Source organism: Pseudonocardia petroleophila, from assembly GCF_014235185.1.
Classification (GTDB): domain Bacteria; phylum Actinomycetota; class Actinomycetes; order Mycobacteriales; family Pseudonocardiaceae; genus Pseudonocardia; species Pseudonocardia petroleophila.
In genome coordinates, this window is the sequence record NZ_CP060131.1 from 1,971,785 (window position 1) to 1,997,741 (window position 25,957).

Below are 25,957 nucleotides of genomic sequence, written 5' to 3' on the forward strand. Positions count from 1 at the left end.
GCGGGGGTCGCGCTGGTCGGTCACCACTGGCTCCTGTGGATCGGGGGTGTCCGGTACACGCGCCGCGAGTGTGGGGAGTTCACTCGGCCGCGGTCCGGCGTCGCTTGGCGGGGGCTCCGGTGCCCAGTGCGTAGGACAGGACGAGGTGGTTCCAGCTGCAGCTCCGGCAGACCTCGACCACGTAGACGGAGAAGTCGTCGTACCGCGCGGCCAGCTCGTCGAGCTCGGCCGGCTTGCGGGCCGAGCCGGACGCGTGCTTGAGGGCGTCGCCGAAGATCCACGACACGTTCGTCAGGTTCTCCCGGCGGCAGACCGGACAGGGCAGGTCGGTCTGCTCGCCGTGGAAGCGGGCCGCCCGCAGCAGGTACGGGCCGGCGTCGCAGACCGACGCCGTGCCGACCCGGCCGGCCTCGACGTCGGCGAGCAGCGCCCGGCGCTGCAACGCGTAGTCGACCACCTGTCGCTGGGTGCGCACCCGGTCAGGGTACGCGGGCCGTCGTACGGGGTGGGGAGAACGCCCGGTGACCGCGCCGTCGAGCGGTCGGTGATCGGCGGGTGATCGGTTCCGCGCGGAGTGACGAGTGTCTCGACCCGTCGCGCAGATGTATCGCGGCGATATGATGGGGCGGAACAACGGCGCAGAGGCCGGTCATGGCGACAGGAGGGGGTCCGGGTGCTGGAGCTGGCGATCCTCGGCCTGCTCCACGAGGCGTCCGCGCACGGCTACGAGCTGCGCAAGCAGCTCGGCGTCCGGCTGGGCGGGTTCCGGCTGTTCTCCTACGGCTCCCTCTACCCGGCTCTGCGCCGGCTGACCCGGGCCGGCCTCATCGTCGAGGACACCGGTCCGGAGTCCGAGCCGGGTGCCTGGTCGCGCCGCGGCCGGAAGGTCTACCGGATCACCGCGGAGGGCAAGGAGCGCTTCGCGGAGATGCTGGCCGACTCCGGGCCGCAGACCTGGGACGACGAGAGCTTCGGCGTCCACCTCGCGTTCTTCTCGCGGACCCCCGCCGAGGCCAGGATGCGGATCCTCGAGGGCAGGCGCCGGGCCGTCGAGGAGCGCCGGGAGGGTCTGCGCTCCGCGCTGGCCAGGGCCGGCGAGCAGATCGACCGCTACACCCGTGAGCTGCACCAGCTCGGGCTCGACTCGTCCGAGCGCGAGGTCCGCTGGCTCAACGAACTGATCGAGAACGAACGGGCAGAGCACCGCGACGCCCCCGAACACCACCCCGAGTGAGAAGGAGCCGGCCATGAGCCAGGTTCGTGTGGCCATCGTCGGCGTCGGCAACTGCGCCGCGTCGCTCGTCCAGGGCGTGCAGTACTACGCCGACGCCGACCCGACCCAGCGCGTCCCCGGCCTGATGCACGTCGACTTCGGCGGCTACCACGTCCGCGACATCGAGTTCGTCGCCGCGTTCGACGTCGACGCCAAGAAGGTCGGCCGCGACCTGTCGGAGGCCATCGGCGCCAGCCAGAACAACACCATCAAGATCGCCGACGTGCCGCCGCTGGACGTGCCGGTGCAGCGCGGCCACACGCTCGACGGGCTCGGCCGCTTCTACCGCGAGACGATCACCGAGTCCGACGAGGAGGCCGTGGACGTCGCGCAGGTGCTCCGCGAGACCCGCGCCGACGTGCTCGTGTCCTACCTGCCCGTCGGCAGCGAGTCGGCCGACCGCTTCTACGCCCAGGCCGCGATCGACGCGGGCGTCGCGTTCGTCAACGCGCTGCCGGTGTTCATCGCCTCCGACCCCGTGTGGGCCGAGAAGTTCCGCGCCGCGGGCGTGCCGATCGTCGGCGACGACATCAAGAGCCAGGTGGGCGCCACCATCACCCACCGCGTGCTGGCGAAGCTGTTCGAGGACCGCGGCGTGCAGCTCGACCGCACGATGCAGCTCAACGTGGGCGGGAACATGGACTTCCTGAACATGAAGGAGCTCGAGCGGTTGGAGAGCAAGAAGGTCTCCAAGACGCAGTCGGTCACCTCGCAGGTCGACCGCGACATGGGCAAGGACAACGTCCACATCGGACCGTCCGACTACGTCGCCTGGCTCGACGACCGCAAGTGGGCCTACGTCCGCCTCGAGGGCCGCGCGTTCGGCGACGTCCCCCTGAGCCTGGAGTACAAGCTCGAGGTCTGGGACTCGCCCAACTCGGCGGGCATCATCATCGACGCCGTGCGCGCCGCGAAGATCGCGAAGGACCGTGGTATCGGCGGCCCGATCCTGTCTGCGAGCAGCTACTTCATGAAGTCCCCGCCGGTGCAGTACAGCGACAGCGAGGCCCGCGACGCGGTCGAGGACTTCATCCGGGGCGACCGGGACGACTGACCCCCGCATCGCGGCCCCACCCCCGCTTTGCAGCATGGCCACCTTCACGCAACCAGGTTGCGTGAAGGTGGCCATGCTGCGATCAGGGCCGCCCGCGAACCCCCCCGGTCGCCCGCACCACCGGTGAAGCCCGTCACCGCGGCTCGTCGGTGACGGGCGGCTGGCCCTAGCCTGTGCTCGCGCCGCCGACGACGGCGGCGCGACGTCCGGTACCCGCCCGCGGGACTGGAACGGGTGTGAGGAGTGGCAATGGCTGCCGGCCGTCCTGCGCGGCTCGCCGTCGGAGTGGTCTCCGCCGGGCGGGTGGGCGCCGTCCTCGGGGCCGCGCTGGCCGCGGCGGGCCACCACGTCGTCGCCACCTCCGGGGTCTCCCGCGACTCGGTCCGCCGCGCGGAGGCGCTGCTCCCGGACGTGCCGCTGAAGGCGCCCGACGACGTCGTCGCGGGCGCCGACCTCGCGCTGCTCGCGGTGCCGGACGACGTGCTGCCCGGACTGGTCCGCGGGTTCGCGGCCGCGGGCTGCTTCCGTCCGGGCCAGATCGTCGTGCACACCTCCGGGGCGCACGGGGTCGGCGTGCTCGCGCCCGCCGTCGAGCACGGGGTGCTGCCGCTGGCCCTGCACCCGGTGCTGACGTTCACCGGCCGCAGCGAGGACGTGGCCCGCCTGCACGGCGCGTGCGTCGGGGTGACCGCGACCGAGGACGACGAGGTGGGCTGGAGCGTCGGCGAGGCGCTCGTCGTCGAGATGGGGGCGGAGCCGGTCCGGGTGCCCGAGGCCGTCCGCCCGCTCTACCACGCCGCCCTCGCGCACGGGGCGAACCACCTGGTCACGCTCGTGCGCGACTGCGCCGACCTGCTCGACCGCGCCGGGATCCGCCCCGCCGAGCGGCTCATCGCCCCGCTGCTCTCGGCCGCGCTGGACAACGCGCTGCGCCACGGCGACCGCGCGCTCACCGGGCCCGTCGCCCGCGGTGACGCCGGCACCGTCGCGGTCCACCTCCGCGAGCTCGACGCCGTCGACCCCGATCTCGCGCGCACCTACCGCGCGCTCGCCTCCCGGACCGCGCACCGCGCGCAGGCCGCCGGGATGCTCCCCGACCACGCCGCGCAGGACGTGCTGCGCACCCTGCAGGAGGACCCCCAGTGACCAGTACCAAGCCCCGGGGGTTCACCGCCGGGCAGCTCACCGTGCACGCCGATCCCGCGGCCCTGCACGCCGTCACCCGCACGCTCAGGGGCGCCGGGCGGCGCATCGCGCTCGTGCCCACGATGGGCGCGCTGCACGCGGGCCACCGCGAGCTGATCCGGCACGCGCGGCTGGCCAAGGGCGCGTCGGTGACGGTCGTGTCGATCTTCGTCAACCCGCTGCAGTTCGGTGCGGGCGAGGACCTGGAGCGCTACCCGCGCCCGCTCGAGGCCGATCTGGAGATCTGCCGCGAGGAGGGCGTCGAGCTCGTCTTCACCCCGGGGGTCGAGGCCATGTACCCGGACGGGGCCGACACCACCGTCGCGCCGGGCGCGCTCGGGTCCGTCATGGAGGGCGCGGTCCGCCCCGGGCACTTCGCCGGGGTGCTGACGGTCGTGTCGAAGCTGTTCCACGTCGTCGCTCCGGACGTCGCGTATTTCGGGGAGAAGGACTACCAGCAGCTCGTGCTGGTGCGGAAGATGGCGCGCGACCTGGACTTCCCGCTCGACGTCGTCGGCGTCCCGACCGTCCGCGAGGGCGACGGCGTGGCGCTGTCGAGCCGCAACGCCTACCTCTCCGACGCCGACCGCCCCCGTGCGTCCGCCCTGCAGCGGGCGCTGCGGGCGGGGGCGTCGGTCTCGGCGCACGGGCCCGACGCCGTCCTGGAGGCGGCGCGGGCCGTGCTCGCGGAGGAGCCGGCGCTGGAGCTCGACTACCTCGAGCTCCGCGACCCCGACCTGCGGCCCGACGTGCAGCAGGGGAAGGCGCGGCTGCTCGTCGCCGCGCGGCTGGGCACGACCCGACTCATCGACAACATCACCATCCAGCTCTAGGGGGACGGCCATGCTCCGCACGATGATGACCTCCAAGATCCACCGCGCGACGGTGACGCAGGCCGACCTGCACTACGTCGGCTCGGTCACCGTCGACCGCGACCTGATGGACGCCGCAGGCCTGCTGGAGGGCGAGCAGGTGGCGATCGTCGACATCACCAACGGCGCCCGACTGGAGACCTACGTGATCCCGGGCGCCCGCGGCAGCGGCGTCATCGGGATCAACGGTGCGGCCGCGCACCTCGTGCACCCCGGCGACCTCGTCATCCTCATCGCCTACGGCCAGCTCGACGAGGCCGAGGTGGCGGCGTACGCGCCGCGGGTGGTGTTCGTCGACGGGGCCAACCGGATCGTGGAGCTGGGTTCCGACCCCGCGCACGCGCCGGAGGGCTCCGGGCTGCTGTCCGGGGCGGCGTAGCCCCCGTGCTGCTCTGCGTCGACGTCGGCAACACCCAGATCGCGCTCGGCGTCTACCCGGACGGCGATCCCGACGAGGTGCGCCCCGCGCTGGTCCGCGACTGGCGGATGCGCACCGACCCGCGGATGACCGGCGACGAGCTGGAGGTCGCGTTCGGCGCGCTGCTCGGCCGGTACGCCGACCGGGTCACGGGGGTGGCGGCGCTGTCGACGGTGCCGAGCCTGCTGCGCGAGCTGCGCCTGCTCATCGAGCGCCGCGGGGACCCGGCCGTGGTCGTCGGGCCCGGGGTGCGCACCGGCGTGCCGCTGCTGGTCGACAACCCGCGCGAGGTCGGCGCCGACCGGGTCATGAACACCCTCGCCGCGCACCGCATGTTCGGCACGGCGTGCATCGTCGTCGACTTCGGGACGTCGACGAACATCGACGTCGTCTCGGCGAAGGGGGAGTTCCTGGGCGGCGCGCTCGCCCCGGGCATCGAGATCTCGATGGACGCCCTCGCCGCGCGCGCGGCCGCGCTGCGCACCGTCGAGTTCGTCGCGCCGCGGTCGGTGATCGGCAAGAACACCGTGGAGTGCCTGCAGTCCGGCGTGCTCTACGGCTTCGCCGGCCAGGTCGACGGGCTGGTCCGCCGGATCCTCGCCGAGCTCGGCCCGAAGGCCGGCCCGGTGACGGTGCTCGGCACCGGCGGGCTCGCCCCGCTGATGACCGGGGTGTCCGACACGATCACCGAGTACGTCCCGGACCTGACGCTGGTCGGCCTGCGCCTGACCTACCTGCGCAACGCCGAGGCGCCCGCCGTCACGGCAGCCGGACGGCCCGCCGCCCGTCGGTGACGGCCGGCACGGGTGGGGCGTCGGAGACGGGCGGGAGGCTACCGCCGGGAGTCCCGGATGCCGCCCTCATTAACCTTGGGCGGTGAGCACCGACGCGCCTGACGCCCCCGAGAACGAGCTGCCCGAGCAGATGCGGGTGCGCCGGGCCAAGCGGGCGGACATGCTCGCCGCGGGCGTCGACCCCTACCCGGTCGCCGTCGAGCGCACCACGAGCCTGCGCGCGGTCCGCGACGCCCACCCCGACCTGGAGCCCGACACCGCCACCGGCGAGGTCGTCGGCGTCACCGGTCGGGTGATCTTCCTGCGCAATACCGGCAAGCTCTGCTTCGCCACGCTGCGCGAGGGCGACGGCACCGAGCTGCAGGCGATGCTGAGCCTGGCGCTCGTCGGTGAGGAGGAGCTGACGCGCTGGAAGGCGAGCGTCGACCTCGGCGACCACGTGTTCGTGCACGGCGAGGTCGCCACCTCGCGGCGCGGCGAGCTGTCGGTGATGGCCGACGCCTGGGCGATGACGGCGAAGTCGGTGCGGCCGCTGCCGGTGGCGCACCGCGAGCTGTCCGAGGAGACGCGGGTGCGGCAGCGCTACGTCGACCTCATCGTGCGGCCGCAGGCCCGCGAGATGGTGCGGACGCGCTCCGAGGTGGTGCGCACGGTCCGCTCCGTGCTGCACGACGCGTCGTTCGTCGAGGTGGAGACCCCGATGCTGCAGCTGCAGCACGGCGGGGCCACCGCGCGCCCGTTCGTCACGCACGCGAACGCGCTCGACGCGGACCTGTACCTGCGCATCGCGCCGGAGCTGTTCCTCAAGCGCTGCGTGGTCGGCGGCATCGAGCGGGTCTTCGAGATCAATCGCAACTTCCGGAACGAGGGGATCGACTCCACGCACTCGCCCGAGTTCGCGATGCTGGAGGCCTATCAGGCCTACGCCACCTATGACGACATGGCGGATCTCACGCAGCGGTTGGTGGTCGAGAGCGCACGCGCCGTGTTCGGTTCCACGGTCGTCCGGCACGCCGACGGCTCCGAACACGATCTCGGTGGCGAGTGGCGTTCCGTCACGCTCCACGATGCGGTGGCCGAAGCCGTGGGAACGGATGTGAACCCGGACACGTCGGTGGCCGAACTGCAGAAGATCGCGGCCGACCGGGAGGTCGAGCTCAAGGATTCCTGGGGCGCGGGCGAGATCGTGCTGGAACTGTTCGAGAAGCTCGTCGAGCACACCCTGCGCGAACCCACGTTCGTGCGCGACTACCCGGTCGAGGTCCGCCCCCTGACCCGGCAGCACCGCAGCGACCCGCGCCTGGCCGAGGCCTGGGACCTCATCGTCTTCGGCACCGAGCTGGCCACGGCGTACTCCGAGCTCGTCGACCCCGTCGTGCAGCGCGAACGGCTCACCGCGCAGTCGCTGCTGGCCGCAGCCGGCGACGTCGAGGCGATGCAGATCGACGAGGACTTCCTGCGCGCGATGGAGTACGGAATGCCCCCCACCGGGGGTATGGGAATGGGGATCGACCGGTTGTTGATGACGCTCACCGGAACGGGTATCCGGGAGACGATCCTGTACCCGTTGGTGCGAGCCGAGTAGGCCGCTACGCGCGAGTAGGTATGTTGTCCGGGAACGGCAGGACCGCCGTGCAGGACAACAGGAACGGAGCCTCGCGGTGGCGCAGGTCAAGGAGATCCGGCTCGTCGACGACCTGGACGGGAAGTCCGCGGACGAGACCGTCGAGTTCTCCCTCGACGGGAAGAGCTACGAGATCGACCTCTCGTCGGACAATGCGGGACGACTGCGCGACGCGTTCGCCGAATTCGTGGCGTCGGCGCGGAAGGTCGCCGGTGGCCGGGGCCGGCGCGGCTCCGCCGCGGCGCCCGCCGCGCGCCGTCCGGTGATCGACCGCGAGCAGAACCAGGCCATCCGCGAGTGGGCGCGCAGCCACGGGATGAAGGTGTCCGACCGGGGCCGGATCCCTTCCGAGGTGCTCGAGGCCTACCACCGGGAGAACTGAGGCGGAATGCCGCGTGACCGTCGCATGTTGCGACGACCACGTACGTGCTGTCCGCAACGGAGGCGCGCACCCGGGCCCGCCCGATACAGTGGGGCAGGCGCGTAGCACGGCGCAGCAGGCGAGGAGACGAAATGTTCGAGAGGTTCACCGACCGAGCAAGGCGTGTTGTCGTCCTGGCCCAAGAAGAGGCCCGGATGCTCAACCACAACTACATCGGCACCGAGCACATCCTCCTCGGCCTCATCCACGAGGGAGAGGGAGTGGCCGCCAAGGCCCTGGAGTCCCTCGGGATCGCCCTGGAGGGCGTCCGGCAGCAGGTCGAGGAGATCATCGGCCAGGGCCAGCAGGCACCGAGCGGGCACATCCCGTTCACGCCGCGGGCCAAGAAGGTCCTGGAGCTCTCGCTGCGCGAGGCGCTCCAGCTCGGCCACAACTACATCGGCACCGAGCACATCCTGCTCGGCCTGATCCGCGAGGGCGAGGGTGTCGCGGCGCAGGTCCTGGTCAAGCTGGGAGCCGACCTCAACCGGGTCCGCCAGCAGGTCCTGCAGCTGCTCTCCGGCTACCAGGGCAAGGAGCCCGCCGAGGGCGCCTCCGGTGGCCGTGGCGAGGGCACCCCCAGCTCGTCGCTGGTGCTCGACCAGTTCGGTCGCAACCTCACCCAGCAGGCCCGTGAGGGCAAGCTGGACCCGGTCATCGGCCGGGAGAAGGAGATCGAGCGGATCATGCAGGTCCTCTCCCGGAGGACCAAGAACAACCCGGTCCTGATCGGTGAGGCGGGCGTCGGCAAGACCGCGGCCGTCGAGGGCCTGGCCCAGAACATCATCAAGGGCGAGGTCCCCGAGACCCTCAAGGACAAGCAGCTCTACACGCTCGACCTGGGCTCGCTGGTCGCCGGTTCCCGCTACCGCGGTGACTTCGAGGAGCGCCTCAAGAAGGTGCTCAAGGAGATCCGCACGCGCGGCGACATCATCCTGTTCATCGACGAGATCCACACCCTCGTCGGGGCGGGCGCGGCCGAGGGCGCGATCGACGCCGCCAGCATCCTCAAGCCGATGCTGGCCCGCGGCGAGCTGCAGACGATCGGCGCCACCACGCTCGACGAGTACCGCAAGTACGTCGAGAAGGACCCCGCGCTGGAGCGCCGCTTCCAGCCGATCCAGGTGGGCGAGCCGACCGTCACGCACACCATCGAGATCCTCAAGGGTCTGCGCGACCGGTACGAGTCGCACCACCGCGTCACCATCACCGACGGTGCCCTGGTGTCGGCGGCCACGCTGGCCGACCGCTACATCTCCGACCGCTTCCTGCCGGACAAGGCGATCGACCTGATCGACGAGGCCGGCGCCCGGATGCGCATCCGCCGGATGACCGCGCCGCCGGACCTGCGCGAGTTCGACGAGAAGATCGCAGGAGTCCGTCGCGACAAGGAGTCGGCGATCGACGCGCAGGACTTCGAGCGCGCCGCGAACCTGCGCGACTCGGAGAAGCAGCTCCTGGCCCAGAAGGGCGAGCGGGAGAAGCAGTGGAAGTCGGGCGACCTCGACGTCGTCGCCGAGGTCGACGAGGAGCAGATCGCCGAGGTCCTCGCCAACTGGACCGGCATCCCCGTCTTCAAGCTCACCGAGGAGGAGACCTCCCGGCTGCTCAAGATGGAGGACGAACTCCACAAGCGGATCATCGGGCAGGAGGAGGCCGTCAAGTCGGTCGCGAAGGCGATCCGCCGCACGCGCGCCGGCCTGAAGGACCCCAAGCGCCCGTCCGGCTCGTTCATCTTCGCCGGCCCGTCCGGTGTCGGTAAGACGGAGCTGTCCAAGGCGCTCGCCAACTTCCTGTTCGGCGAGGACGACGCGCTCATCCAGATCGACATGGGCGAGTTCCACGACCGCTACACCGCCTCGCGCCTGTTCGGTGCCCCTCCCGGGTACGTGGGCTACGAGGAGGGCGGCCAGCTGACGGAGAAGGTGCGTCGCAAGCCGTTCTCGGTGGTGCTGTTCGACGAGATCGAGAAGGCGCACCAGGAGATCTACAACACGCTCCTGCAGGTGCTGGAGGACGGTCGCCTGACCGACGGCCAGGGCCGCACGGTCGACTTCAAGAACACCGTCATCATCTTCACGTCCAACCTCGGTACGCAGGACATCTCCAAGGCCGTCGGCCTGGGCTTCGCCCAGAACAACGACGAGCAGTCCAACTACGAGCGGATGAAGTCGAAGGTCAACGACGAGCTGAAGAAGCACTTCCGCCCGGAGTTCCTCAACCGCATCGACGACATCGTGGTGTTCCACCAGCTCACCGAGCAGCAGATCATCACGATGGTCGACCTCATGATCACCCGGGTCGAGGGTGCGCTGGCCAACAAGGACATGGCCATCGAGCTCACCCCGGCCGCCAAGGGCCTGCTGGCCCGCCGCGGCTTCGACCCGGTGCTGGGCGCGCGGCCGCTGCGCCGCACCATCCAGCGCGAGATCGAGGACCAGCTGTCGGAGAAGATCCTGTTCGGGGAGATCTCGCCCGGGCAGATCGTGCTCGTCGACGTCGAGGGCATCGACCCCGACGCCGAGGACTCGAAGGCCGCCGACGACAAGGCGAAGTTCACCTTCCGCGGTGAGCCCAAGCCCGTCATGGTCCCCGACTCCCCGCCGGTCGACCTGGCGAAGTCGGGCGACGAGTAGTCACCCCGCACCACCGCGAACGGCCCGTCGGGACTTCGGTCCCGGCGGGCCGTTCGCGTACGTTCTGCTGGTGAGTTCGGTGCGTGCGGTCCCGGAGACCGAGCTGATGGGCGAGGAGCTCTCCGCCGACGACGCCTGGCACACCGTGCGCCGCTACCACCTCGGGCACCTGTTCTCCACGGCGTTCGTCCGCTTCCGCTACGGCGACGGGTTCAGCCACGCGCGGGCGTTCGCGCTGCAGCTCGCGCTGGCCGCCGTCCCGCTCGTCATCGCCGGGGCCGGGCTCGCCACCGCGCTCGGGGCGGAGTCGATCGCGCAGGTGGTGGCGCGGACCGTCGTCGCGATCTCCCCGGGGAGCAGCGACGCCCTGCTCGCCGACGTCATCGCGGGCGACGACGAGGGCAGCGAGCGCGGCGAGGTCGTGGTCGTACTGGGGCTGCTCACGGCGTTCGTGGCGGCCACCTCGGCGTTCGCCCAGCTCGAGCGCGGCGCCAACCGGATCTACGGCACCAAGCGCGACCGGCCCGCCCTGCGCAAGTACGGCAACGCGGCCCTGCTCACGGCCACCGCGGGCGTCGCGATGGCGGCCGGGCTGCTGCTGATCGTCGCGGGCGAGCCGTTCGGCGAGGCGCTGGAGGAGGTCTACCACTGGGGCGACGCCGCGGAGACGGTCTGGGACGTCGTCCGCTGGCCGGTGGGGCTCGCGCTGCTCGTCGTCGCCGTCACGCTGCTGTTCCGGTACGCGCCGCGGCGGAAGCAGCCGGAGCTGAGCTGGCTCGCGGTGGGGGCGGCGGTCACGGTGCTGGCCTGGCTGATCGCGTCGGGCCTGCTCGCCCTCTACGTGGTGGCCGCGGCCGGGTTCGACGAGACCTACGGCCCCCTGACGGCGGTGATGGCGCTGCTGATCTGGGCCAACCTCACCGGGATCGCCCTGCTGGCGGGGATCGCGCTGGCCGCGCAGCTGGAGGCCGTGCGCGCCGGTCGGCCCGACCCGCTGCTGCCCGACAGCGACGACGACGGCATCCCCGACGGGCTCGACGAGCACCCGGACTCACCCAGCCGCTGACTCCCGGCGCGGCTCCGGCCGTGGGAACAGCCGCACGAAGCGCGCGGCCAGTGCGCGGTCGCCGCGCACCGCGCCGGCCGGCAGGTCGGCGCCGCCGAAGACGATCCCCTGCGCGGTCGCGGCGTCGGCGACGAGCACGGCGTCGGGGTCGGCGGCCTCGCCGCGGGAGATCCGGAAGCGCCCGTCGTCGACCTCGGCGGTGAACCGGTCGGGGCCCAGGTGCAGGACGACCGTGGCCCGCAGGCCGCCCGCGGCGTCGGCGTCGAAGGTGGTGCGCAGGGCGAGGGCGAAGGCGTCGGCGGTGAGCGCGGCCCGCTCGTGCCGCGGGGCCCGGCTGCCCCACCGCGCCAGGGCCAGCACAGTCTCCTCCAGCTCGTACCCCGCGTCGGTGAGCTCGTAGACCCGGGCACCCGACGGCGGCCCCAGCACCCGACGCCGCACGATCCCCCGGCTCTCGAGGTCGCGCAGCCGCTGGGCGAGGACGTTCTGGCTCATGCCGCCGAGCCCGGCGGCGAGGTCGGTGAAGCGCTTCGGGCCGAGCAGGAGGTCGCGGACGACCAGCAGCGCCCAGCGCTCGCCGACCGCGTCGAGGGCCCGGGCGACGCCGCAGGGATCGTCGTAGCTCCGCATGCCGCAACTATACCTTGCACTTCAGGAGTTGTTACTCCTAATCTAGGAGTATGACGACGACGACACAGGGCGACACCGCCCTCCTCGACACCGACCTCGCCCGCGACCTCCTCGCCTCGACGGAGCCCGCCCGGCTCGCCCTCACGGCCGCCGACGGCACCCCCCGGGTCATGCCCATGTGGTTCCTCTGGACGGGCGACGAGCTCGTGCTCGCCACGTTCGCGGGCACGGCGAAGGTCTCCGCGCTGCGGGCCCGGCCCGACGTGGCGGTCACGATCGACAGGATCGGCCCGCCGCCCGACGTCCTGCTGCTGCGCGGGCGCGTCGAGCTGACCGAGGTCGACGGCGTGCTGCCCGAGTACGCGCAGATGCAGGTCCGCTACCTCGGTCCGGAGTCCGCGGCCGCCGCGCGGGCCGAGATCGACGTGCCCGGCGTCCGGATGGTGCGGATCGGTCTGCGCCCGACCTGGGTGGGCGCGCTCGACTTCCGCACCCGCTTCCCCGCCGGGTTCGCCGAGCGTGGACGGTGAGCACGTTCGTGCTGGTCCCCGGAGCGGGCGGGTCGGCCTGGTACTGGCACCGCGTCGTCGCGGAGCTGGAGGGTCGCGGGCACCGCGCGGTCGCCGTCGACCTTCCGTCGGGCGACCCGGACGCGGGGGTCGCCGACTACGCGACCGCGATCGTCGCGGCGGCGGGAGGGCGCACCGGCGTCGTGCTGGTGGGGAGCTCGCTCGGCGGGCTCAGCGCCCCGCTGGCCTGCGGGCCGCTGGACGCCGCCGGGCTGGTGCTGGTCAACGCGATGATCCCGCTGCCGGGCGAGCCGCTCGGTTCCTGGTGGGACACCACCGGGTTCGAGGCGGCGATCTCCGCCGCCGCCGAGCGCGACGGGCGCGACCTCGAGGCCGACCCCGACCAGCGGGAGACGATGTTCCACGACGTCCCTCCCGACGTCACCGAGGCGGCGTTCGCGCGGCCCTTCGAGCAGGAGGACGGGATCTTCGCGGGCACCTGGCCGCTCGACGCGTGGCCGGACGTCCCCACGCGGGTGCTCGCCACCCGCGACGACCGCTTCTTCCCCGTCGACTTCCAGCGCCGGGTCGCCCGCGAACGCCTGGGGATCGACCCCGACGTGCTGCCCGGCGGCCACCTCGTCGCCCTGTCGCGCCCGGCCGAGCTGGCCGACTACCTCGTCTCGACCACCGATGGAGCGTCCGATGTCTGAGCTGATCCGGCCCCGCGTGCTGCTCGACGGCCTCGCCTACGTCGAGTCGCCGCGCTGGCACGACGGCCGCCTGTGGTTCGCCCACTGGGGCGCGGGCGAGATCGTCGCCGTCGACCCGGAGGGGCGGGCCGAGGTGGTGGCCGCGGGCCCGGACGGCCTGGGCTGGTCGTTCGACTTCCTGCCCGACGGGCGGATGCTCGTCACCGGCGAGCGCCTGCTGCGCCACGAACCCGACGGCACCGTCGTCCCGCACGCCGAGGGCGTCGGCGGTGCGGAGATCGTCGTCGACGGCGCGGGCAACGCCTACGTCAACGGGTTCGCGTTCGACTTCCTCGGCGGCGACGCACCCTCGCCCGGCTGGATCGACCTGGTCCGTCCCGACGGGGAGGTCCGCCGCGTCGCCGAGGGGCTGCGGTTCCCCAACGGCATGGTCATCACCCCCGACGGGCGGACGCTGCTGGTCGCGGAGTCCTTCGCGGGCTGCATCACGGCGTACGACGTCGACGCCGACGGCGGGCTGTCCGGGCGCCGCACGTGGGCCGACGGCCTCGGGCCCGACGGGATCACGCTCGACGCCGCCGGGGCGGTGTGGGCGCACGCGGCCAAGGAGCCGGGGGCGACCGGCGGCGACGTCTGCGTACGGGTGCTGGACGGGGAGGTCACCCACCGCGTACCGCAGGAGCAGTTCGGCTTCGCGGCCATGCTCGGCGGGCCCGACGGGCGGTCGCTGTTCCTGTGCGACGCCGACTGGCGGGGCGTCGAGGGCGTGGAGTCGGCCCTCGCGGACCGCACCGGCCGGATCCTGGTGGCGGACGCGCCGGAGCCCCGGGCGGGGTGGCCGGGCGGCTGACGCGCTATCCGCGGTGCAGGTCGACGGGGCGGGCGTCGTCGGGCGGGGTGCCGAAGACCGTCGCGGGGTCGTGCTCGGGCGCCGGTTCCGAGGTCAGGTGCGCGGCGAGGATGCGGTCGGTGCGGAACCAGCGCGGGCCCTGCCGCAGCCGGCACCAGGCCAGCAGGTGCCAGTGCCCGCCGGTGGCGGCCAGCGCGGCCGGCTCGACGGCCCGCTCGGTGACGGTGCCGTGCCGGTCGGCGAAGCGCAGGACGGTGACCAGGCGGCGGCGCACCGCCTCGTCGAGCACGCGGGCGACGGCCGGGCGCGGCGGCTGCTCCGGGATGCGCAGCCACAGCCGGGACGCGATCGACTCGGCCCGGGCCCGCTCGGCGTCCGGCATGGCGGCGAGGACCTTGCTCAGCGCGGTGCGGGCGTCGGCGGCGAACGGCAGGGTCGGCAGGGCGGCCAGTGCCACCGCGATCGCCGCGGCCTCGGCGCCGGTGAGGTTCAGCGGCGGCAGCGCGGCGGCGGCGGCGAGGACGTACCCGCCGCCGGGGCCGGACTGCGCCCACAGCGGCACGCCCGCCTGCAGGAGCGCGTCGACGTCGCGCTTGATCGTGCGCGTCGAGACCTCCAGGCGGCGTGCGAGCCAGGCGCCGGTGCGCCCGGCCGGTCCGGCCGCGCGCAGTTCCTCGGCGATCGCGTAGAGGCGCTCGGTGCGGTTCACGGGGACGAGGATGCCCCGGAACCGGTGACACCACGGTGTCACCGACCCCTCGTCACCCTGGTCCCATGACCATCTGGCACCTGGACCGTCCCGACGGCCGACGCGTCGCCGTCCACGAGCTCACCCCCGAGGCCCCGGCCGGCGCGCCGATCGTCCTGTTCTCCCACCCGGCCCCGGGTTCGGGCGCGTTCGACCCCGACCCGGCGGCGACGGCCGCGGCGGGCGTCCGGCTGATCGCCCCGGACCGGCCCGGCTACGGCCGGTCCGACCCGGTCCCGGGCCTCGTGACCGTCGACCTGGCCGCGGACGACGCCGCCGCCGTCCTCGACCACGTGCTCCCCGCGGGCGGCACGGCCGGGCTCGCGGGATGGTCGGCCGGCGGGCGCGTCGCCCTCGCCGTGGCGGCCGGGCGGCCCGAGCTGGCCGGGCGCGTCGCCGTGGTCGGCACGCCCGCCCCCGACGAGGAGGTGCCCTGGTACGGCGAGTTCGGGGCGATGATCGACCAGCTGCGCGGCCGGCCCGAGCCCGACGCCCGTGCGGCGCTCGACGGCGCGTTCGCGCAGATGCTCGAGCACACGACGGGCGACGCCCTGCTCACGCACGTCGCGGACGCGACGGCGGACGCGGTCCCGCTCGCCGCTCCCGGGGTGACCGAGCGGCTGCGCGCGATGCTCGACGCGGCAGTGCGGCAGGGGGCGGCCGGCCTGGCCGCGGACGTCGGCGGCTACACGCTCGCCCCGTGGGGCTTCGACCCCGCGGACGTGCGGGCCGACGTGCTGCTGGGCTACGGCGCCGCCGACGCCGCGGTCGGCCCGGACCACGGGCGGTGGTGGGGGAAGGTCCTGCCCGCGGCCCGCCTCGAGGTGCTGCCGGACGTCGGGCACCTGCTCGTCGTCCCGTTCTGGCGGGAGGTCCTCGCCCACCTCACGGGCTGACCCGGGTGCCGCTCACGGGGCGGCGATGGTCAGGCGGGCGGTGAGGACGGGGCGGCGGGGGTCGCGCGGGGGGAGAGCGCGGAGCAGGCGCTGGGACAGCTCGGGGTCGTCGGCGCCGTCGACGGTCTCCGACAGCGCCCACATCGCGTCGACGTCGCGGCTGTCGAGCACGGCCCGCCGCAGCGCGACGGCGAGCAGCTCCCGCTCCTCCCGCACCCCGGGCGACTCGGAGCGGGGCAGCAGCGGGCCGCGGTAGGCGCGAGCGGCCCCGCGGACGTCGCCCTCGGCCAGCGCCGACCGGACCGCGACGAAGTCGGCGTCGACGCGGGCGCGGAGCCGGTAGGGCTGCGTGCGCAGGACCCCGGCCCCGAGCGCGGCGCGCAGGCGGTGCATCTCCGCCCGCACCGTGCCGGCCCTGCCCGCGTCGCCGTGCAGGGCGGTGGCGAGCTCGTCGGCGGTGAGGCCGTCGGGGTGCAGGGCCAGCAGCGTGAGCACCTCGGCGTGGCGCAGCGTCAGCCGGACGTGCCCGCCGTCGAGGCAGGCCAGCGGGCGGACGGCCCCGAGGAAGGGCAGCGACAGCACCGGCCGCGGCGCCGACCCGGTGCGGTGCAGCCGCATCAGCCAGCCCTCCGCGAGCTGCTCCAGCACGCCCTCGCCCGCCTCGCCGAGCGCCACCCGGTCACCCACCGCCGGCAGCTCGACGCGCGCGGGCAGCCAGCCGTGCGGCTGGGCGGCGAGCACCCGGCCGCCGGGGGTGAGCAGGGCGCCCGGCTCGTCGCGCAGCCCGATGAGGTGGGTGAGGTTGCGCGCGAGCAGCCGCTCGTCACGCATCGCGAGCCGGGCGGCGAGGTGGCCCTCGGCCAGCCGCGCCGCCGCCACGACGAGCGCGAGCGTCGTGGGGTGGAACGTGCGCGCCGGTCCGGTGACGTCGACGGCCCCGATCACCTCGCCGGAGTCGGGGTCGTGCACGGGGCAGGCCGCGCAGGTCCAGCTGTGGTAGGTCCGGACGAGGTGCTCGGCGGAGTGGATCTGCACCGCCCGGTCGGCGGCGAGTGCGGTGCCCATCGCGTTGGTGCCGATGCTGTCCTCGGTCCAGCGCGTCCCCTCCACCAGCCCGACGCCCTCGGCGCGGCGCAGCACGTCGCGCTGGCCCTCGCGCCACAGGATGTGCCCCTGCGCGTCGGTCACGATCATCATGTGCATCGCCTCGTCGGCGATCGAGACGAGCGTGTCGCGCAGCACCGGGACGACCGCCGCGAGCGGGTGGCCGTCGCGGATGCCGCCGACCTCGGCGGGGGAGTAGACGTGCGGCGGGCCGCCGTGCTCCTCGGGGTCGACGCTCGCCGCCAGCGACCGCCGCCAGGACTCCGAGACGACCTCGCGCGGGGCGGGCCCGGACCGGTCACCGGCGAGGGCCGCCTCCCGGACGCGCGCGAGGGTCCGGGCGTGCTGCACCTGGTCGTCGACCGACACGGCCCCGATCGTCCTCCTGCAGATCAGTCAAGGCAACCCTGAGTCAGGATCGCACTGGCGGATGGGTCAGGTGGTGGGATCCGCATCTGCGTGCAACCCGCCTGCAACCCCGGTCTTCCTAGTGTCGGGCATCACCTGCCCTCGACGATGTGGAAGGACCAGCCAGATGGCCACGTACGCGAACCCGGGCGACCCCGGCAGTGTCGTCACCTTCAAGCCCCGCTACGACAACTTCATCGGCGGCGAGTACGTCGCACCGGTCACGGGGCGGTACTTCGAGAACCCGACGCCGATCACGGGCCAGACGTTCACCGAGGTGTCCCGCAGCACGGCCGAGGACATCGAGCTCGCCCTCGACGCCGCGCACGCGGCCGCCCCCGCTTGGGGCAGGACCGCCGTGGCCGAGCGCGCCAACATCCTCAACAAGATGGCCGACCGCATCGAGGCGAACCTCGAGCACATCGCCATCGCCGAGGCGTGGGAGAACGGCAAGGCCTGCCGCGAGACCCTGGCCGCCGACATCCCGCTCGCGATCGACCACCTGCGCTACTTCGCGGGGGCGATCCGCGCGCAGGAGGGCGGCATCTCCGAGATCGACGCCGACACGATCGCCTACCACTTCCACGAGCCGCTGGGCGTCGTCGGCCAGATCATCCCGTGGAACTTCCCGATCCTCATGGCGATCTGGAAGCTCGCCCCGGCGCTCGCGGCGGGCAACGCGGTCGTCCTCAAGCCGGCCGAGCAGACCCCGGCGTCGATCCACGTGCTCAACGAGCTCGTCGGCGACCTGCTGCCCGCGGGCGTGCTGAACATCGTCAACGGGTTCGGCGTGGAGGCCGGCAAGCCGCTGGCGTCGAACAAGCGCATCCGCAAGATCGCCTTCACCGGCGAGACCACCACCGGCCGGCTGATCATGCAGTACGCGTCGGAGAACCTGATCCCGGTCACTCTGGAGCTCGGCGGCAAGAGCCCCAACGTCTTCTTCGACGACGTGGCGGCGCAGAACGACAGCTTCTACGACAAGGCGCTCGAGGGCTTCGCGATGTTCGCCCTCAACCAGGGCGAGGTCTGCACCTGCCCGTCGCGCGCGCTGATCCAGGGCGGCATCTACACCGACTTCCTGCAGGACGCGGTCAAGCGCACCGAGCAGATCAAGCAGGGCCACCCGCTCGACACCGACACCATGATCGGTGCGCAGGCGTCCAACGACCAGCTCGAGAAGATCCTGTCCTACATCGACATCGGCCGTCAGGAGGGCGCGAAGATCCTCACCGGCGGCGAGCGCGCCGACCTCGGTGGCGAGCTGTCCGGCGGCTACTACGTGCAGCCGACGGTCTTCGAGGGCGACAACTCGATGCGGATCTTCCAGGAGGAGATCTTCGGGCCGGTCGTCTCGGTGGCGCGCTTCGCCGACTATGACGACGCTGTCCGGACCGCCAACGACACCCTCTACGGACTCGGCGCGGCCGTCTGGTCGCGCGACGGCAACGTGGCCTACCGGGCGGGCCGCGACATCCAGGCCGGCCGGGTCTGGGTGAACAACTACCACGCCTACCCGGCGCACGCGGCGTTCGGCGGCTACAAGCAGTCCGGCATCGGTCGCGAGAACCACAAGATGATGCTGGACCACTACCAGAACACGAAGAACATGCTGGTCAGCTACTCGCAGAACGCCCAGGGCTTCTTCTGATGGCCGAGCGGGTCGCGCTCTCGCCCGCCGCAGCGGACCTCCTCGTGGGGCTGACGCGGACCCACGGCCCGCTGATGTTCCACCAGTCCGGCGGGTGCTGCGACGGCAGCTCGCCCATGTGCTACCCGGACGGGGACTTCAGGCTCGGCGGATCCGACGTCCATCTCGGCGACCTGGTCGTCGACGGGCTGGAGCGGCCCATCGGCTTCCACATGTCGGAGTCGCAGTTCGAGTACTGGAAGCACACGCACCTCACCGTCGACGTCGTGCAGGGCCGCGGCAGCGGGTTCTCGGTCGAGGCGCCGGAGGGCGTCCGGTTCATGATCCGCTCCCGGCTGCTCTCCGACGAGGAGTCGGCGGAGCTGAACGGCGGATGACACCACCCCGTGCGCGGATACGGTTGCCCAGGCAGCCGTATCCGCGCACGAGTACCGGAGGAACCATGTCCGAGCCCACGACCCTGCGCACACTGGTCGGCCTGCCGAAGGAACCGGCGAGCCTTGCCGAGTCCACGCTGATCATGGTCGACCTGCAGAACACCTACACCCGCGGCGTGATGGAGCTGGAGGACGTGCAGCCGGCCATCGACGAGGCGGCCGCGCTGCTCGACCGGGCCCGCTCCGCGGGGATCCCGGTCATCCACATCCAGCACGACTCGGGCGAGGGGTCGGCCTACGACGTGCGTGCCGACATCGGGGCGATCGTCGACCGCGTCGCGCCCCGCGACGGCGAGCCGGTGATCGTCAAGAACTACCCGAACTCGTTCACGGCGACCGACCTGAACGACCGGCTCGCCCCCGGCAGCAACCTCGTGCTCGCCGGGTTCATGACGCACATGTGCATCAACTCGACGGCCCGCGGCGCGTTCAGCCTCGGCCACCGCCCGTCGGTGGTGGCGGGGGCGACGGCCACCCGCGCGCTCCCCGGCGTCGACGGCGAACCGGTGCCGGCGTCGGTCCTGCAGGCCACCAGCCTCGCGGCGATCTCCGACCTGTTCGGGATCGTGGTCCCGACCTCGGCCGGCATCCCGGACTAGAGCCGGACCCGCGCCACGACGGCCCGGTGGTCGCTGCCCGGCACGTCGTGCACGGACGCGCCGGTGGACACCGCACCGTCGGGCAGCAGCACGTGGTCGATCCGGATGCCCGCCCAGCGCGGCAGCCGGGCCGGCCACGTGCCCGCGCCCAGCGGGCCCGCGCTCGGCCCGACCGCGCGCAGCAGGCGGTGGTCGACCGTGGCGTTGATGTCGCCCGCGACGATCGCCCCCTCCGCGCTCCACCCGGCGGCGACGCGCAGGTCGCGGCGCCAGTCGTGCACGACGCCGAGGCGGGCCGGGGCGGTGGTGTGCACGGCGTAGAGCGCCCGGTGCCCGAGCAGGCCCCCGGAGACCCGGACGTGCGGCAGCCGCATCGCGTGCCCGGGCTCCATCGCCACGCCGGCGGCGCGCGGCCCGGCCAGCACCGTGACGCCCCACCCGTCGCGCCGCCCGGGCTGGAGCGACGCGACGCCGCGGTAGCCCGCGACCCGCTCGAGGATCCGCCCGCAGTAGGCGTGCCCCGCCTCCGGCAGCACGACGAGGTCGGGCCGCTCGCGCCCGATCAGCGCGGCCAGAGCGGCGGGGTCGGCGCGGCCGTGCCAGACGTTGAGGACGAGGACGACCACGTCCCCGTCCGCGGGGGGCGGGGTCGGGGCCGGTCGCCGGTGCAGCACCGCGGGCGCCGCGACGGCCAGCGCCGCGGCCGCCGCGGCACCGCCCCACGCCCGCGACGCCCCCGCGACGGCCGCCGCCAGCAGCGCGACGGTCAGGTGCGGTCGCCAGGCCAGCAGCAGGACCGCGGGGAACCGGTCGACGATCGACGTCTTCACGGGCACCCACTATCCTCGGCCCCGGCGTTCCCGTACGCCACCGGTCCGCGGGCAGGGCAGAGCCCCACGGGAGCACTCCCCGTACGGCCCGGACCACCACCTCCTTCCGGCCGGCGTCGCGGACCGCGGGCCGTGTGAAGGAGGTCGCCATGCCGACCGTCCCCCTGCCCGACGACCCCGACCTCGGTCAGCTCCGCAAGCAGGCCCGGGACCTGCAGACGAGCGTGCGCGCGGCCTGGCCGGGCTCGCTCGACCTCGTCGCCGAACTCCATCCCGACGGCGCCCCCGCCGATCCGGCGCGCTGGCCGCTGCACGCCGCCCAGCTCGTCCTCGCCCGCCTGTACCGCTTCCCGAGCTGGCCCGCCATGGTGCGCCACGTCGGGATCGTCGCCGAGCACCGCCGCGCCCCGGACACCGCGCCCCCGTCGGACGACCCGGCCACGGAGTTCCTGCGCCGCGTGTGCCTCACCTTCGGCGGCGCCGACGGGCCGCTGCAGGCCACCGCGGCCGCCGTGCTCGACGCGCACCCCGGCATCGCCCGCGGCGACGTGTGGGTGGCCGCCGCCCGGGCCGACGTCGACGAGGTGGCCCGCCTGCTCACCGCCGATCCGGGCCTCGCCGTGCGCGAGGGTGGTCCGCACCGCTGGCCGCCGATCGCGTACCTGGTGTTCGCCCGGCACGACCCGGCACCCGGCCGCGATGCCGTCGTCGCGACCGCCCGACTGCTGCTCGACCACGGCGCCGACCCGGACACCGGCTACCTCTGGCACGGCCTGCCGTCGCCGTTCACGCTGCTCACCGGCGCGTTCGGGGGAGGGGAGGGCGGGCAGCCGCCGCACCCGCACCAGCACGCGCTCGCCCGCGTCCTGCTCGACGCGGGCGCCGACCCCAACGACGCCCAGGCCCTCTACAACCGCATGTTCGACCCCGCCGACGACCACCTGGAGATCCTGCTCGCCGCCGGCCTGGGCCACGGCGACGGCGGGCCGTGGCGGCGCCGGCTGGGCTCCGCCCTGGACAGCCCGGCGGAGCTGCTGCGCCAGCAGCTGTCCTGGGCGGTGACGCACGACCTCGTCGGCCGCGTCGCGCTGCTCGCCGAGCACGGCGTCGACCTGCTGGCCCCGCTGCCCGGCCGCTACGGGGTCGCCGAGCGCCCGCCGTACGCCGTGGCGCTCACCAGCGGGCGGTTCGCGGTGGCCGACCTCCTGGAGCGGCTCGGGGCCGCGGTCCCGCTCGAGCCGACCGAGCGCGTCCTCGCCGCGGTGCTCGCCGGTGACCGGTCGGCGGTGCCGGACCCCGACGTGCTGGCCCGGGCCAGGGCCGCACGCCCGGGGCTCGTCGTGTGGGCCGCCGTCGCGGCCGGGCCCGACGCCGTGCGGCTCGCGGTCGAGCTGGGCTGGGACGTCTCCGCCCGTGCCCGCACCGACGTCCCGTCGGAGCAGGGCTGGGAGACGGCGCTGCACCACGCCGCGGGCCGGGGCGCCGTGGACCTGGCCCGGCTGCTGCTGGACCTGGGCGCCGACCCCACCGTCCGCGACGGGCGCTTCGCCGCCACCCCCGCCGAGTGGGCGGGGCACGCCGGGCACCCCGAGCTGGTCAGCGTGCTCGGACGCGCTCGTCCAGGGCGCTGAGCGCGGCGGCCGCGGGGGCCGCGAGACCGACCCCGCGGCCGTGCCGCACGTCGGGCTCGCGGGGGTTGATGCGGACGAGCGCCCCGGTGGCCGCGGAGGCGAGCTCGGCCTCGCGCCGGACCGTCGGGATCTCCGTGCCCGCCCCGATCTCGACGACGGCGAGGTCGGTGCGGTGCTCGCGCAGCCAGGCGCGGTGCGCGGCCATCTGCAGGCCCGAGCGCGCCGGCTCCCACTCGACGTCGCCGAACATGAGGATGTTCGGCCGCGCGAGCCCCGAGCACGACGGGCAGCGCGGCAGCGGCGACACCGCGCGCATCGTCGTCTCGTCGACCGTGACGGCGATCCCGTCGGCCGGCCACACCGGCTGCCCGCAGTCGAGCGTGCACTGCAGGTGGTGGATGGAGCCGTGGCACTCGGCGACGTCGGTCAGGCCGGCCCGCTGGAACTGGCCGTCGACGTTGGAGGTGAACACGCGCGTGGGCCGTGCGCGCGACCAGGCGCGCAGCACCGCGAAGCCGCGGTGCGGGACCGTGGCGCGGTAGATGCCGAGCCGGTGGCCGTAGAAGCCCCAGGCGAGCTCAGGGTCGTCGAGGAAGTGCACCGGGTCGGCGATCTCGGCGAAGCGCAGCCCCAGCGCCCGGTACGGCGGGTAGGCCCGCCAGAACCCCTCGGGCCCGCGGAAGTCGGGCAGGCCGGAGTCGACGCCGATCCCGGCCCCCGCGCACACCAGCAGCGCCCCCGCCCCGCGGAGCAGGTCGGCGGCGCGGTCGAGGTCGGCGTCGAGATCGATGACGGAGGTCAGGACGAGGCGACGGAGCGCTGCACGACCTCGAACTCGAGCACCGCCGATCCCGTCCCGACCGGACGCGCCCGCTCGCCGGCGTGCGCGGCCATCCCCGACCCGCTCATCCACGCCTGGAACGACTCCTCGTCGGCCCAGTGCGTCATCACGAAGTAGCGGGTCTCCCCGGCGACCGGACGCAGCAGCTCGAAGGACTCGAACCCGGGCTGACCGTCGACGGCGTGCATGCGGTTGGCGAACCGCTGCTCCAGCTCGGGGCCCGCGCCGTCGGGGACCTCGATGGCGTTGATCTTCACAACGGACATGCCGTCCAGGTTAGCCGGGCGGGTGGGATCCGCTTACGGAACGGTGACCCGGGCCTCCGGACGGCCGTTCGGGGGCTATCACTGTCGCGTGGAGATCCGGGAGAGAACGATCTGGCGCAGCCCGCTGCGCGGCCCGTGGCTGACCGCCGCGCTCGGGCTGGCCCTGCTCGTGCCGCTGGTCGTCGTCATCGTGACGGGCCTGCTGTCCTACGCGGCGTACGAGCCCGGCCTGCCGGGCAACGACGCGACGCCGAGCAAGGAGCTGCTCGGCTTCTACCTGTTCGACTGGCCGACCGACCCGCCGTGGCTCTACCGGCTCACCCAGGGCGCGCACGTCGCCCTCGGCATCGCGCTGGTGCCGGTGGTGCTGGCGAAGCTGTGGTCGGTGATCCCGAAGCTGTTCGAGCTGCCGCCGGTGCGGTCGGTGGCGCACGCGCTGGAGCGGGCGACGCTGCTGCTGCTCGTCGGCGGGATCGTGTTCGAGTTCGTGACCGGCATCCTCAACATCCAGGTCTTCTACGTCTTTCCGTTCTCCTTCTACACCGCGCACCTCTACGGGGCGTGGGTGTTCATCGGGGCGTTCGTCGCGCACGTGCTGCTCAAGTTCCCGACGCTGCTGCGGTCGCTGCGGGCGCGGCCGGTGCGCGAGGTGCTGACCACGTCCACCGCCGACACGCTCCCCGACCCCGACGGCCCGCTGGTCGCCACCGACCCCGCCCCGCCGACGATCTCCCGCCGCGGCGCCGCGGCCCTCGTCGGGGGGGCCTCAGCGACCCTGTTCGGGCTCTACATCGGACAGACCCTCGACGGCCCGCTGCGCCGCACCGCCCTGTTCGCGCCGCACGACCGCGACCTCGGCGAGGGCGCGAACGCGTTCCCCGTCAACAAGACCGCGGCGACGGCGGGCGTCACCCGGGAGCGCGCCGACGCCTGGCGCCTGGAGCTGGCCGGGCCGTCGGGGACGCGGCGGTTCACCCGCGCCGAGCTGACGGACCTCCCGCAGTACACCCACGACCTGCCGATCGCCTGCGTCGAGGGCTGGTCGGTCTCGTGCACGTGGACCGGTGTGCGGCTCGCCGACCTGGTGCGGCTCGCCGGCGGCACCCCGGACGACCGGCTGTTCGTCGAGTCGTTCCAGGCGGGCGGGGCGTTCGGGCAGGTGAGCCTGAGCGTCGGGCAGTCGCAGGCGGACGAGTCGCTGCTCGCGCTGTTCGTCGGCGGCGAGGAGCTCTCGCTCGACCACGGCTACCCGGCCCGGACGATCATCCCGGCGGCACCGGGCGTGCACGCGACCAAGTGGGTCGGGCGCCTCACGGTGGTGTCGGCGTGAACGCGTTCCGGAGGTTCTACGGGGAGCACCCGGTGCACCTGCTGCTGCAGCTCGCCGCGATCGGGCTCGCCGGCTACGCGGCGAGCCGGGTGCTCGCCGAGGGGGCGCCCTGGTTCGCGCTGCTGACCTGGTTCGTCGGGGCCGCGGTGCTGCACGACCTCGTGTTCCTGCCCGCCTACGCCCTCGTCGACGCGACCGCGCAGAGCAGGCTGTTCCGGCGGCGCCGTCCGCTGCCGGCGGTGTCGGGCGTCGCGTGGATCAACCACCTGCGGGTGCCCGTCGCGTTCTCCGGGCTGCTGATGCTGGTCTGGTTCCCGCTGATCCTCGGCGGGCGCGAGGACGCGTTCGTCGGCGCGACGGGGCTGGGCACCGACGTCTACCTCGGGCGCTGGCTCGGCGTCACCGGCGTGCTGTTCGCCGCGTCCGCCCTGCTCTACGCGGTGCGGGTGCGCCGGGCGGCGGCGCGGGCGGTCAGCGCAGGGTGAGCAGCTGCTCGTGGAACCCGCCGAACCCCCGCGCCCGGTCGACGATGTGGATCTCCAGGATCCAGTGGCACACCGCACCGCTGCGGTCGGTGCGGCGCATCGGGTGGGGGTTCTCGGGCGCGATGTAGCTCTCGATCTTCTCCCCGTCGACCAGCTCGTGCGGGAACTCCCCGACGAGGTGCCCGGCGTGGGAGTTGCCGAACTCCCAGCCCGCCTCCCGGGCCAGCTCGGCGACGTGGGCGTAGAGCTGCGCCCCGGTGATGCCGGGGGTGGCCTCGTAGTGGGCGCGGCCCGCGGCCCACAGGCGCGGGAGGTCGGCCTGCAGCGCGAGCTTCGCCGGGTCGTCGCCGAGGACGTAGGTGCGGCCGAAGTCGGCCTCCCACTGCGCGAGCAGCGGCCCGAGGTCGAGGAACACGATGTCGTCGGACTCGATGACCCGGTCCGGCGGGTTCTCCCGGTAGGGCTGCAGCGTGTTCGGGCCGGCGCGCACGACCCGCTTGTGCCAGTGGCGCTCGATGCCGAACAGCTCGGCGCCGAGGTCGCGGACGCGGTCGCTGACGACCGTCTCCCGCACCCCGGGCTCGATCAGGCCTCGCCGGGCGATCTCGGCGAACAGCTCCTCGGCCTTCTCCTCCGCCGCCACCAGCTCCGCGGCCCGCTGCTGCTCGTCCATCACCCCAGCATGC

28 protein-coding genes are annotated in these 25,957 nt (G+C 73.7%); 20 read left to right on the forward strand and 8 right to left on the reverse strand.

Annotation, left to right across the window (positions count from 1 at the left end):
- Positions 1–79: 79 nt before the first annotated feature.
- Positions 80–475, reverse strand: coding sequence for a DUF5318 domain-containing protein (locus H6H00_RS09935; RefSeq protein ID WP_185721002.1), 396 nt, complete (start codon positions 473–475; stop codon positions 80–82).
- A gap of 198 nt (positions 476–673) precedes the next feature.
- On the opposite strand from H6H00_RS09935, the gene H6H00_RS09940 reads away from it, so the two are divergent.
- From H6H00_RS09940 to H6H00_RS09985, 10 genes are all read left to right on the forward strand, one after another.
- Positions 674–1,234 carry a PadR family transcriptional regulator gene (locus H6H00_RS09940; protein WP_185721003.1) on the forward strand — a complete coding sequence of 187 codons (561 nt, stop codon included), beginning with the start codon at positions 674–676 and terminating at the stop codon, positions 1,232–1,234.
- 13 nt (positions 1,235–1,247) lie between these two features.
- Positions 1,248–2,327 carry an inositol-3-phosphate synthase gene (locus H6H00_RS09945; RefSeq protein ID WP_185721004.1) on the forward strand — a complete coding sequence of 360 codons (1,080 nt, stop codon included), beginning with the start codon at positions 1,248–1,250 and terminating at the stop codon, positions 2,325–2,327.
- Between the two features lie 249 nt (positions 2,328–2,576).
- Positions 2,577–3,473, forward strand: coding sequence for a Rossmann-like and DUF2520 domain-containing protein (locus tag H6H00_RS09950; protein WP_185721005.1), 897 nt, complete (start codon positions 2,577–2,579; stop codon positions 3,471–3,473).
- Positions 3,470–4,345: a pantoate--beta-alanine ligase gene (panC, locus tag H6H00_RS09955; protein WP_185721006.1), complete on the forward strand. Its 876-nt coding sequence runs from the start codon at positions 3,470–3,472 to the stop codon at positions 4,343–4,345. The genes H6H00_RS09950 and panC overlap by 4 nt, the downstream gene beginning before the upstream one ends.
- Positions 4,346–4,355: 10 nt before the next feature.
- Positions 4,356–4,763, forward strand: coding sequence for an aspartate 1-decarboxylase (gene panD / locus H6H00_RS09960; RefSeq protein ID WP_185721007.1), 408 nt, complete (start codon positions 4,356–4,358; stop codon positions 4,761–4,763).
- A 5-nt stretch (positions 4,764–4,768) separates the two neighbouring features.
- A complete protein-coding gene (locus tag H6H00_RS09965; RefSeq protein WP_185721008.1) occupies positions 4,769–5,596 on the forward strand; it encodes a type III pantothenate kinase in 828 nt (275 codons plus the stop codon).
- Positions 5,597–5,726: 130 nt separating this feature from the next.
- A complete protein-coding gene (gene lysS / locus H6H00_RS09970) occupies positions 5,727–7,181 on the forward strand; it encodes a lysine--tRNA ligase (RefSeq protein ID WP_185722310.1) in 1,455 nt (484 codons plus the stop codon).
- A 76-nt stretch (positions 7,182–7,257) separates the two neighbouring features.
- Complete coding sequence (locus H6H00_RS09975) at positions 7,258–7,602, forward strand: histone-like nucleoid-structuring protein Lsr2 (protein WP_185721009.1); 345 nt, start codon at positions 7,258–7,260, stop codon at positions 7,600–7,602.
- 131 nt (positions 7,603–7,733) lie between these two features.
- Positions 7,734–10,277 (forward strand): ATP-dependent Clp protease ATP-binding subunit, encoded by a 2,544-nt coding sequence (locus H6H00_RS09980; protein ID WP_185721010.1) that lies wholly within the window; start codon positions 7,734–7,736, stop codon positions 10,275–10,277.
- 70 nt (positions 10,278–10,347) lie between these two features.
- Positions 10,348–11,343 (forward strand): YihY/virulence factor BrkB family protein, encoded by a 996-nt coding sequence (locus H6H00_RS09985; protein WP_221775845.1) that lies wholly within the window; start codon positions 10,348–10,350, stop codon positions 11,341–11,343.
- Here the strand turns inward: H6H00_RS09985 and H6H00_RS09990 are convergent.
- A complete protein-coding gene (locus H6H00_RS09990) occupies positions 11,329–11,973 on the reverse strand; it encodes a winged helix-turn-helix transcriptional regulator (protein ID WP_185721011.1) in 645 nt (214 codons plus the stop codon). The genes H6H00_RS09985 and H6H00_RS09990 overlap by 15 nt on opposite strands.
- A gap of 50 nt (positions 11,974–12,023) precedes the next feature.
- Between H6H00_RS09990 and H6H00_RS09995 the strand changes: the two genes are divergently transcribed.
- Genes H6H00_RS09995 through H6H00_RS10005 form a run of 3 tightly spaced genes read left to right on the forward strand, consistent with a single transcriptional unit; the run spans position 12,024 to position 14,045 of the window.
- Positions 12,024–12,503 carry a pyridoxamine 5'-phosphate oxidase family protein gene (locus H6H00_RS09995; RefSeq protein WP_185721012.1) on the forward strand — a complete coding sequence of 160 codons (480 nt, stop codon included), beginning with the start codon at positions 12,024–12,026 and terminating at the stop codon, positions 12,501–12,503.
- Entirely contained in the window at positions 12,500–13,195 is a 696-nt protein-coding gene (locus H6H00_RS10000; RefSeq protein WP_185721013.1) for an alpha/beta fold hydrolase, read from the forward strand. Before H6H00_RS09995 ends, H6H00_RS10000 begins: the two co-directional genes overlap by 4 nt.
- Positions 13,188–14,045 carry an SMP-30/gluconolactonase/LRE family protein gene (locus tag H6H00_RS10005; RefSeq protein WP_185721014.1) on the forward strand — a complete coding sequence of 286 codons (858 nt, stop codon included), beginning with the start codon at positions 13,188–13,190 and terminating at the stop codon, positions 14,043–14,045. The genes H6H00_RS10000 and H6H00_RS10005 overlap by 8 nt, the downstream gene beginning before the upstream one ends.
- Before the next feature lie 4 nt (positions 14,046–14,049).
- Here the strand turns inward: H6H00_RS10005 and H6H00_RS10010 are convergent, their stop codons facing one another.
- The gene (locus H6H00_RS10010; RefSeq protein WP_185721015.1) at positions 14,050–14,754 is read right to left on the reverse strand and encodes a helix-turn-helix transcriptional regulator; all 705 of its coding nucleotides are present in this window, start codon (positions 14,752–14,754) and stop codon (positions 14,050–14,052) included.
- A gap of 65 nt (positions 14,755–14,819) precedes the next feature.
- Here H6H00_RS10010 and H6H00_RS10015 point away from each other — a divergent pair, with 65 nt between their 5' ends.
- Entirely contained in the window at positions 14,820–15,689 is an 870-nt protein-coding gene (locus tag H6H00_RS10015) for an alpha/beta fold hydrolase (RefSeq protein ID WP_185721016.1), read from the forward strand.
- 12 nt (positions 15,690–15,701) lie between these two features.
- Here the strand turns inward: H6H00_RS10015 and H6H00_RS10020 are convergent, their stop codons facing one another.
- Positions 15,702–17,162 (reverse strand): GAF domain-containing protein, encoded by a 1,461-nt coding sequence (locus tag H6H00_RS10020; RefSeq protein ID WP_255425668.1) that lies wholly within the window; start codon positions 17,160–17,162, stop codon positions 15,702–15,704.
- 166 nt (positions 17,163–17,328) lie between these two features.
- On the opposite strand from H6H00_RS10020, the gene exaC reads away from it, so the two are divergent.
- The 3 genes from exaC to H6H00_RS10035 all read left to right on the forward strand — a co-directional run bounded on the left by exaC (position 17,329) and on the right by H6H00_RS10035 (position 19,888).
- Positions 17,329–18,852 (forward strand): acetaldehyde dehydrogenase ExaC, encoded by a 1,524-nt coding sequence (exaC, locus tag H6H00_RS10025; RefSeq protein WP_185721017.1) that lies wholly within the window; start codon positions 17,329–17,331, stop codon positions 18,850–18,852.
- Positions 18,852–19,229, forward strand: coding sequence for a DUF779 domain-containing protein (locus H6H00_RS10030; RefSeq protein ID WP_185721018.1), 378 nt, complete (start codon positions 18,852–18,854; stop codon positions 19,227–19,229). The genes exaC and H6H00_RS10030 overlap by 1 nt, the downstream gene beginning before the upstream one ends.
- A 65-nt stretch (positions 19,230–19,294) precedes the next feature.
- Positions 19,295–19,888 (forward strand): cysteine hydrolase family protein, encoded by a 594-nt coding sequence (locus H6H00_RS10035; RefSeq protein ID WP_185721019.1) that lies wholly within the window; start codon positions 19,295–19,297, stop codon positions 19,886–19,888.
- Here H6H00_RS10035 and H6H00_RS10040 read toward each other — a convergent pair.
- Complete coding sequence (locus tag H6H00_RS10040) at positions 19,885–20,724, reverse strand: endonuclease/exonuclease/phosphatase family protein (RefSeq protein ID WP_185721020.1); 840 nt, start codon at positions 20,722–20,724, stop codon at positions 19,885–19,887. The two genes, H6H00_RS10035 and H6H00_RS10040, sit on opposite strands and share 4 nt — an antisense overlap.
- Before the next feature lie 143 nt (positions 20,725–20,867).
- Here H6H00_RS10040 and H6H00_RS10045 point away from each other — a divergent pair, with 143 nt between their 5' ends.
- Entirely contained in the window at positions 20,868–22,349 is a 1,482-nt protein-coding gene (locus H6H00_RS10045; protein WP_185721021.1) for an ankyrin repeat domain-containing protein, read from the forward strand.
- Here the strand turns inward: H6H00_RS10045 and H6H00_RS10050 are convergent.
- On the reverse strand, positions 22,315–23,076 hold the full coding sequence (locus H6H00_RS10050; protein ID WP_185721022.1) for an SIR2 family NAD-dependent protein deacylase: 762 nt from the start codon (positions 23,074–23,076) through the stop codon (positions 22,315–22,317). The two genes, H6H00_RS10045 and H6H00_RS10050, sit on opposite strands and share 35 nt — an antisense overlap.
- Before the next feature lie 71 nt (positions 23,077–23,147).
- Positions 23,148–23,456, reverse strand: coding sequence for an antibiotic biosynthesis monooxygenase family protein (locus tag H6H00_RS10055; RefSeq protein ID WP_185721023.1), 309 nt, complete (start codon positions 23,454–23,456; stop codon positions 23,148–23,150).
- 88 nt (positions 23,457–23,544) lie between these two features.
- Here H6H00_RS10055 and H6H00_RS10060 point away from each other — a divergent pair, with 88 nt between their 5' ends.
- On the forward strand, positions 23,545–24,786 hold the full coding sequence (locus H6H00_RS10060; protein WP_255425670.1) for a molybdopterin-dependent oxidoreductase: 1,242 nt from the start codon (positions 23,545–23,547) through the stop codon (positions 24,784–24,786).
- Positions 24,783–25,271 (forward strand): hypothetical protein, encoded by a 489-nt coding sequence (locus H6H00_RS10065; RefSeq protein ID WP_221775846.1) that lies wholly within the window; start codon positions 24,783–24,785, stop codon positions 25,269–25,271. Before H6H00_RS10060 ends, H6H00_RS10065 begins: the two co-directional genes overlap by 4 nt.
- On the opposite strand, the gene H6H00_RS10070 is transcribed toward H6H00_RS10065, so the two are convergent.
- Complete coding sequence (locus tag H6H00_RS10070; protein ID WP_185721026.1) at positions 25,258–25,944, reverse strand: M24 family metallopeptidase; 687 nt, start codon at positions 25,942–25,944, stop codon at positions 25,258–25,260. The genes H6H00_RS10065 and H6H00_RS10070 overlap by 14 nt on opposite strands.
- Positions 25,945–25,957: the final 13 nt, after the last annotated feature.

What these genes read in the sequence shown, in the direction of transcription:
- H6H00_RS09945 (WP_185721004.1), top strand. Translation starts at nt 1,248, where the DNA reads ATGAGCCAGGTTCGTGTGGCCATCGTCGGCGTCGGCAACTGCGCCGCG.
- panD (WP_185721007.1), top strand. Translation starts at nt 4,356, where the DNA reads ATGCTCCGCACGATGATGACCTCCAAGATCCACCGCGCGACGGTGACG.
- H6H00_RS10035 (WP_185721019.1), top strand. Translation starts at nt 19,295, where the DNA reads ATGTCCGAGCCCACGACCCTGCGCACACTGGTCGGCCTGCCGAAGGAA.
- H6H00_RS09950 (WP_185721005.1), top strand. Translation starts at nt 2,577, where the DNA reads ATGGCTGCCGGCCGTCCTGCGCGGCTCGCCGTCGGAGTGGTCTCCGCC.
- H6H00_RS09995 (WP_185721012.1), top strand. Translation starts at nt 12,024, where the DNA reads ATGACGACGACGACACAGGGCGACACCGCCCTCCTCGACACCGACCTC.
- H6H00_RS10005 (WP_185721014.1), top strand. Translation starts at nt 13,188, where the DNA reads ATGTCTGAGCTGATCCGGCCCCGCGTGCTGCTCGACGGCCTCGCCTAC.
- H6H00_RS10030 (WP_185721018.1), top strand. Translation starts at nt 18,852, where the DNA reads ATGGCCGAGCGGGTCGCGCTCTCGCCCGCCGCAGCGGACCTCCTCGTG.
- H6H00_RS10015 (WP_185721016.1), top strand. Translation starts at nt 14,820, where the DNA reads ATGACCATCTGGCACCTGGACCGTCCCGACGGCCGACGCGTCGCCGTC.
- H6H00_RS10070 (WP_185721026.1), bottom strand. Translation starts at nt 25,944, where the DNA reads ATGGACGAGCAGCAGCGGGCCGCGGAGCTGGTGGCGGCGGAGGAGAAG.
- H6H00_RS09980 (WP_185721010.1), top strand. Translation starts at nt 7,734, where the DNA reads ATGTTCGAGAGGTTCACCGACCGAGCAAGGCGTGTTGTCGTCCTGGCC.
- lysS (WP_185722310.1), top strand. Translation starts at nt 5,727, where the DNA reads ATGCGGGTGCGCCGGGCCAAGCGGGCGGACATGCTCGCCGCGGGCGTC.
- H6H00_RS10055 (WP_185721023.1), bottom strand. Translation starts at nt 23,456, where the DNA reads ATGTCCGTTGTGAAGATCAACGCCATCGAGGTCCCCGACGGCGCGGGC.
- exaC (WP_185721017.1), top strand. Translation starts at nt 17,329, where the DNA reads ATGGCCACGTACGCGAACCCGGGCGACCCCGGCAGTGTCGTCACCTTC.
- H6H00_RS10045 (WP_185721021.1), top strand. Translation starts at nt 20,868, where the DNA reads ATGCCGACCGTCCCCCTGCCCGACGACCCCGACCTCGGTCAGCTCCGC.
- H6H00_RS09990 (WP_185721011.1), bottom strand. Translation starts at nt 11,973, where the DNA reads ATGCGGAGCTACGACGATCCCTGCGGCGTCGCCCGGGCCCTCGACGCG.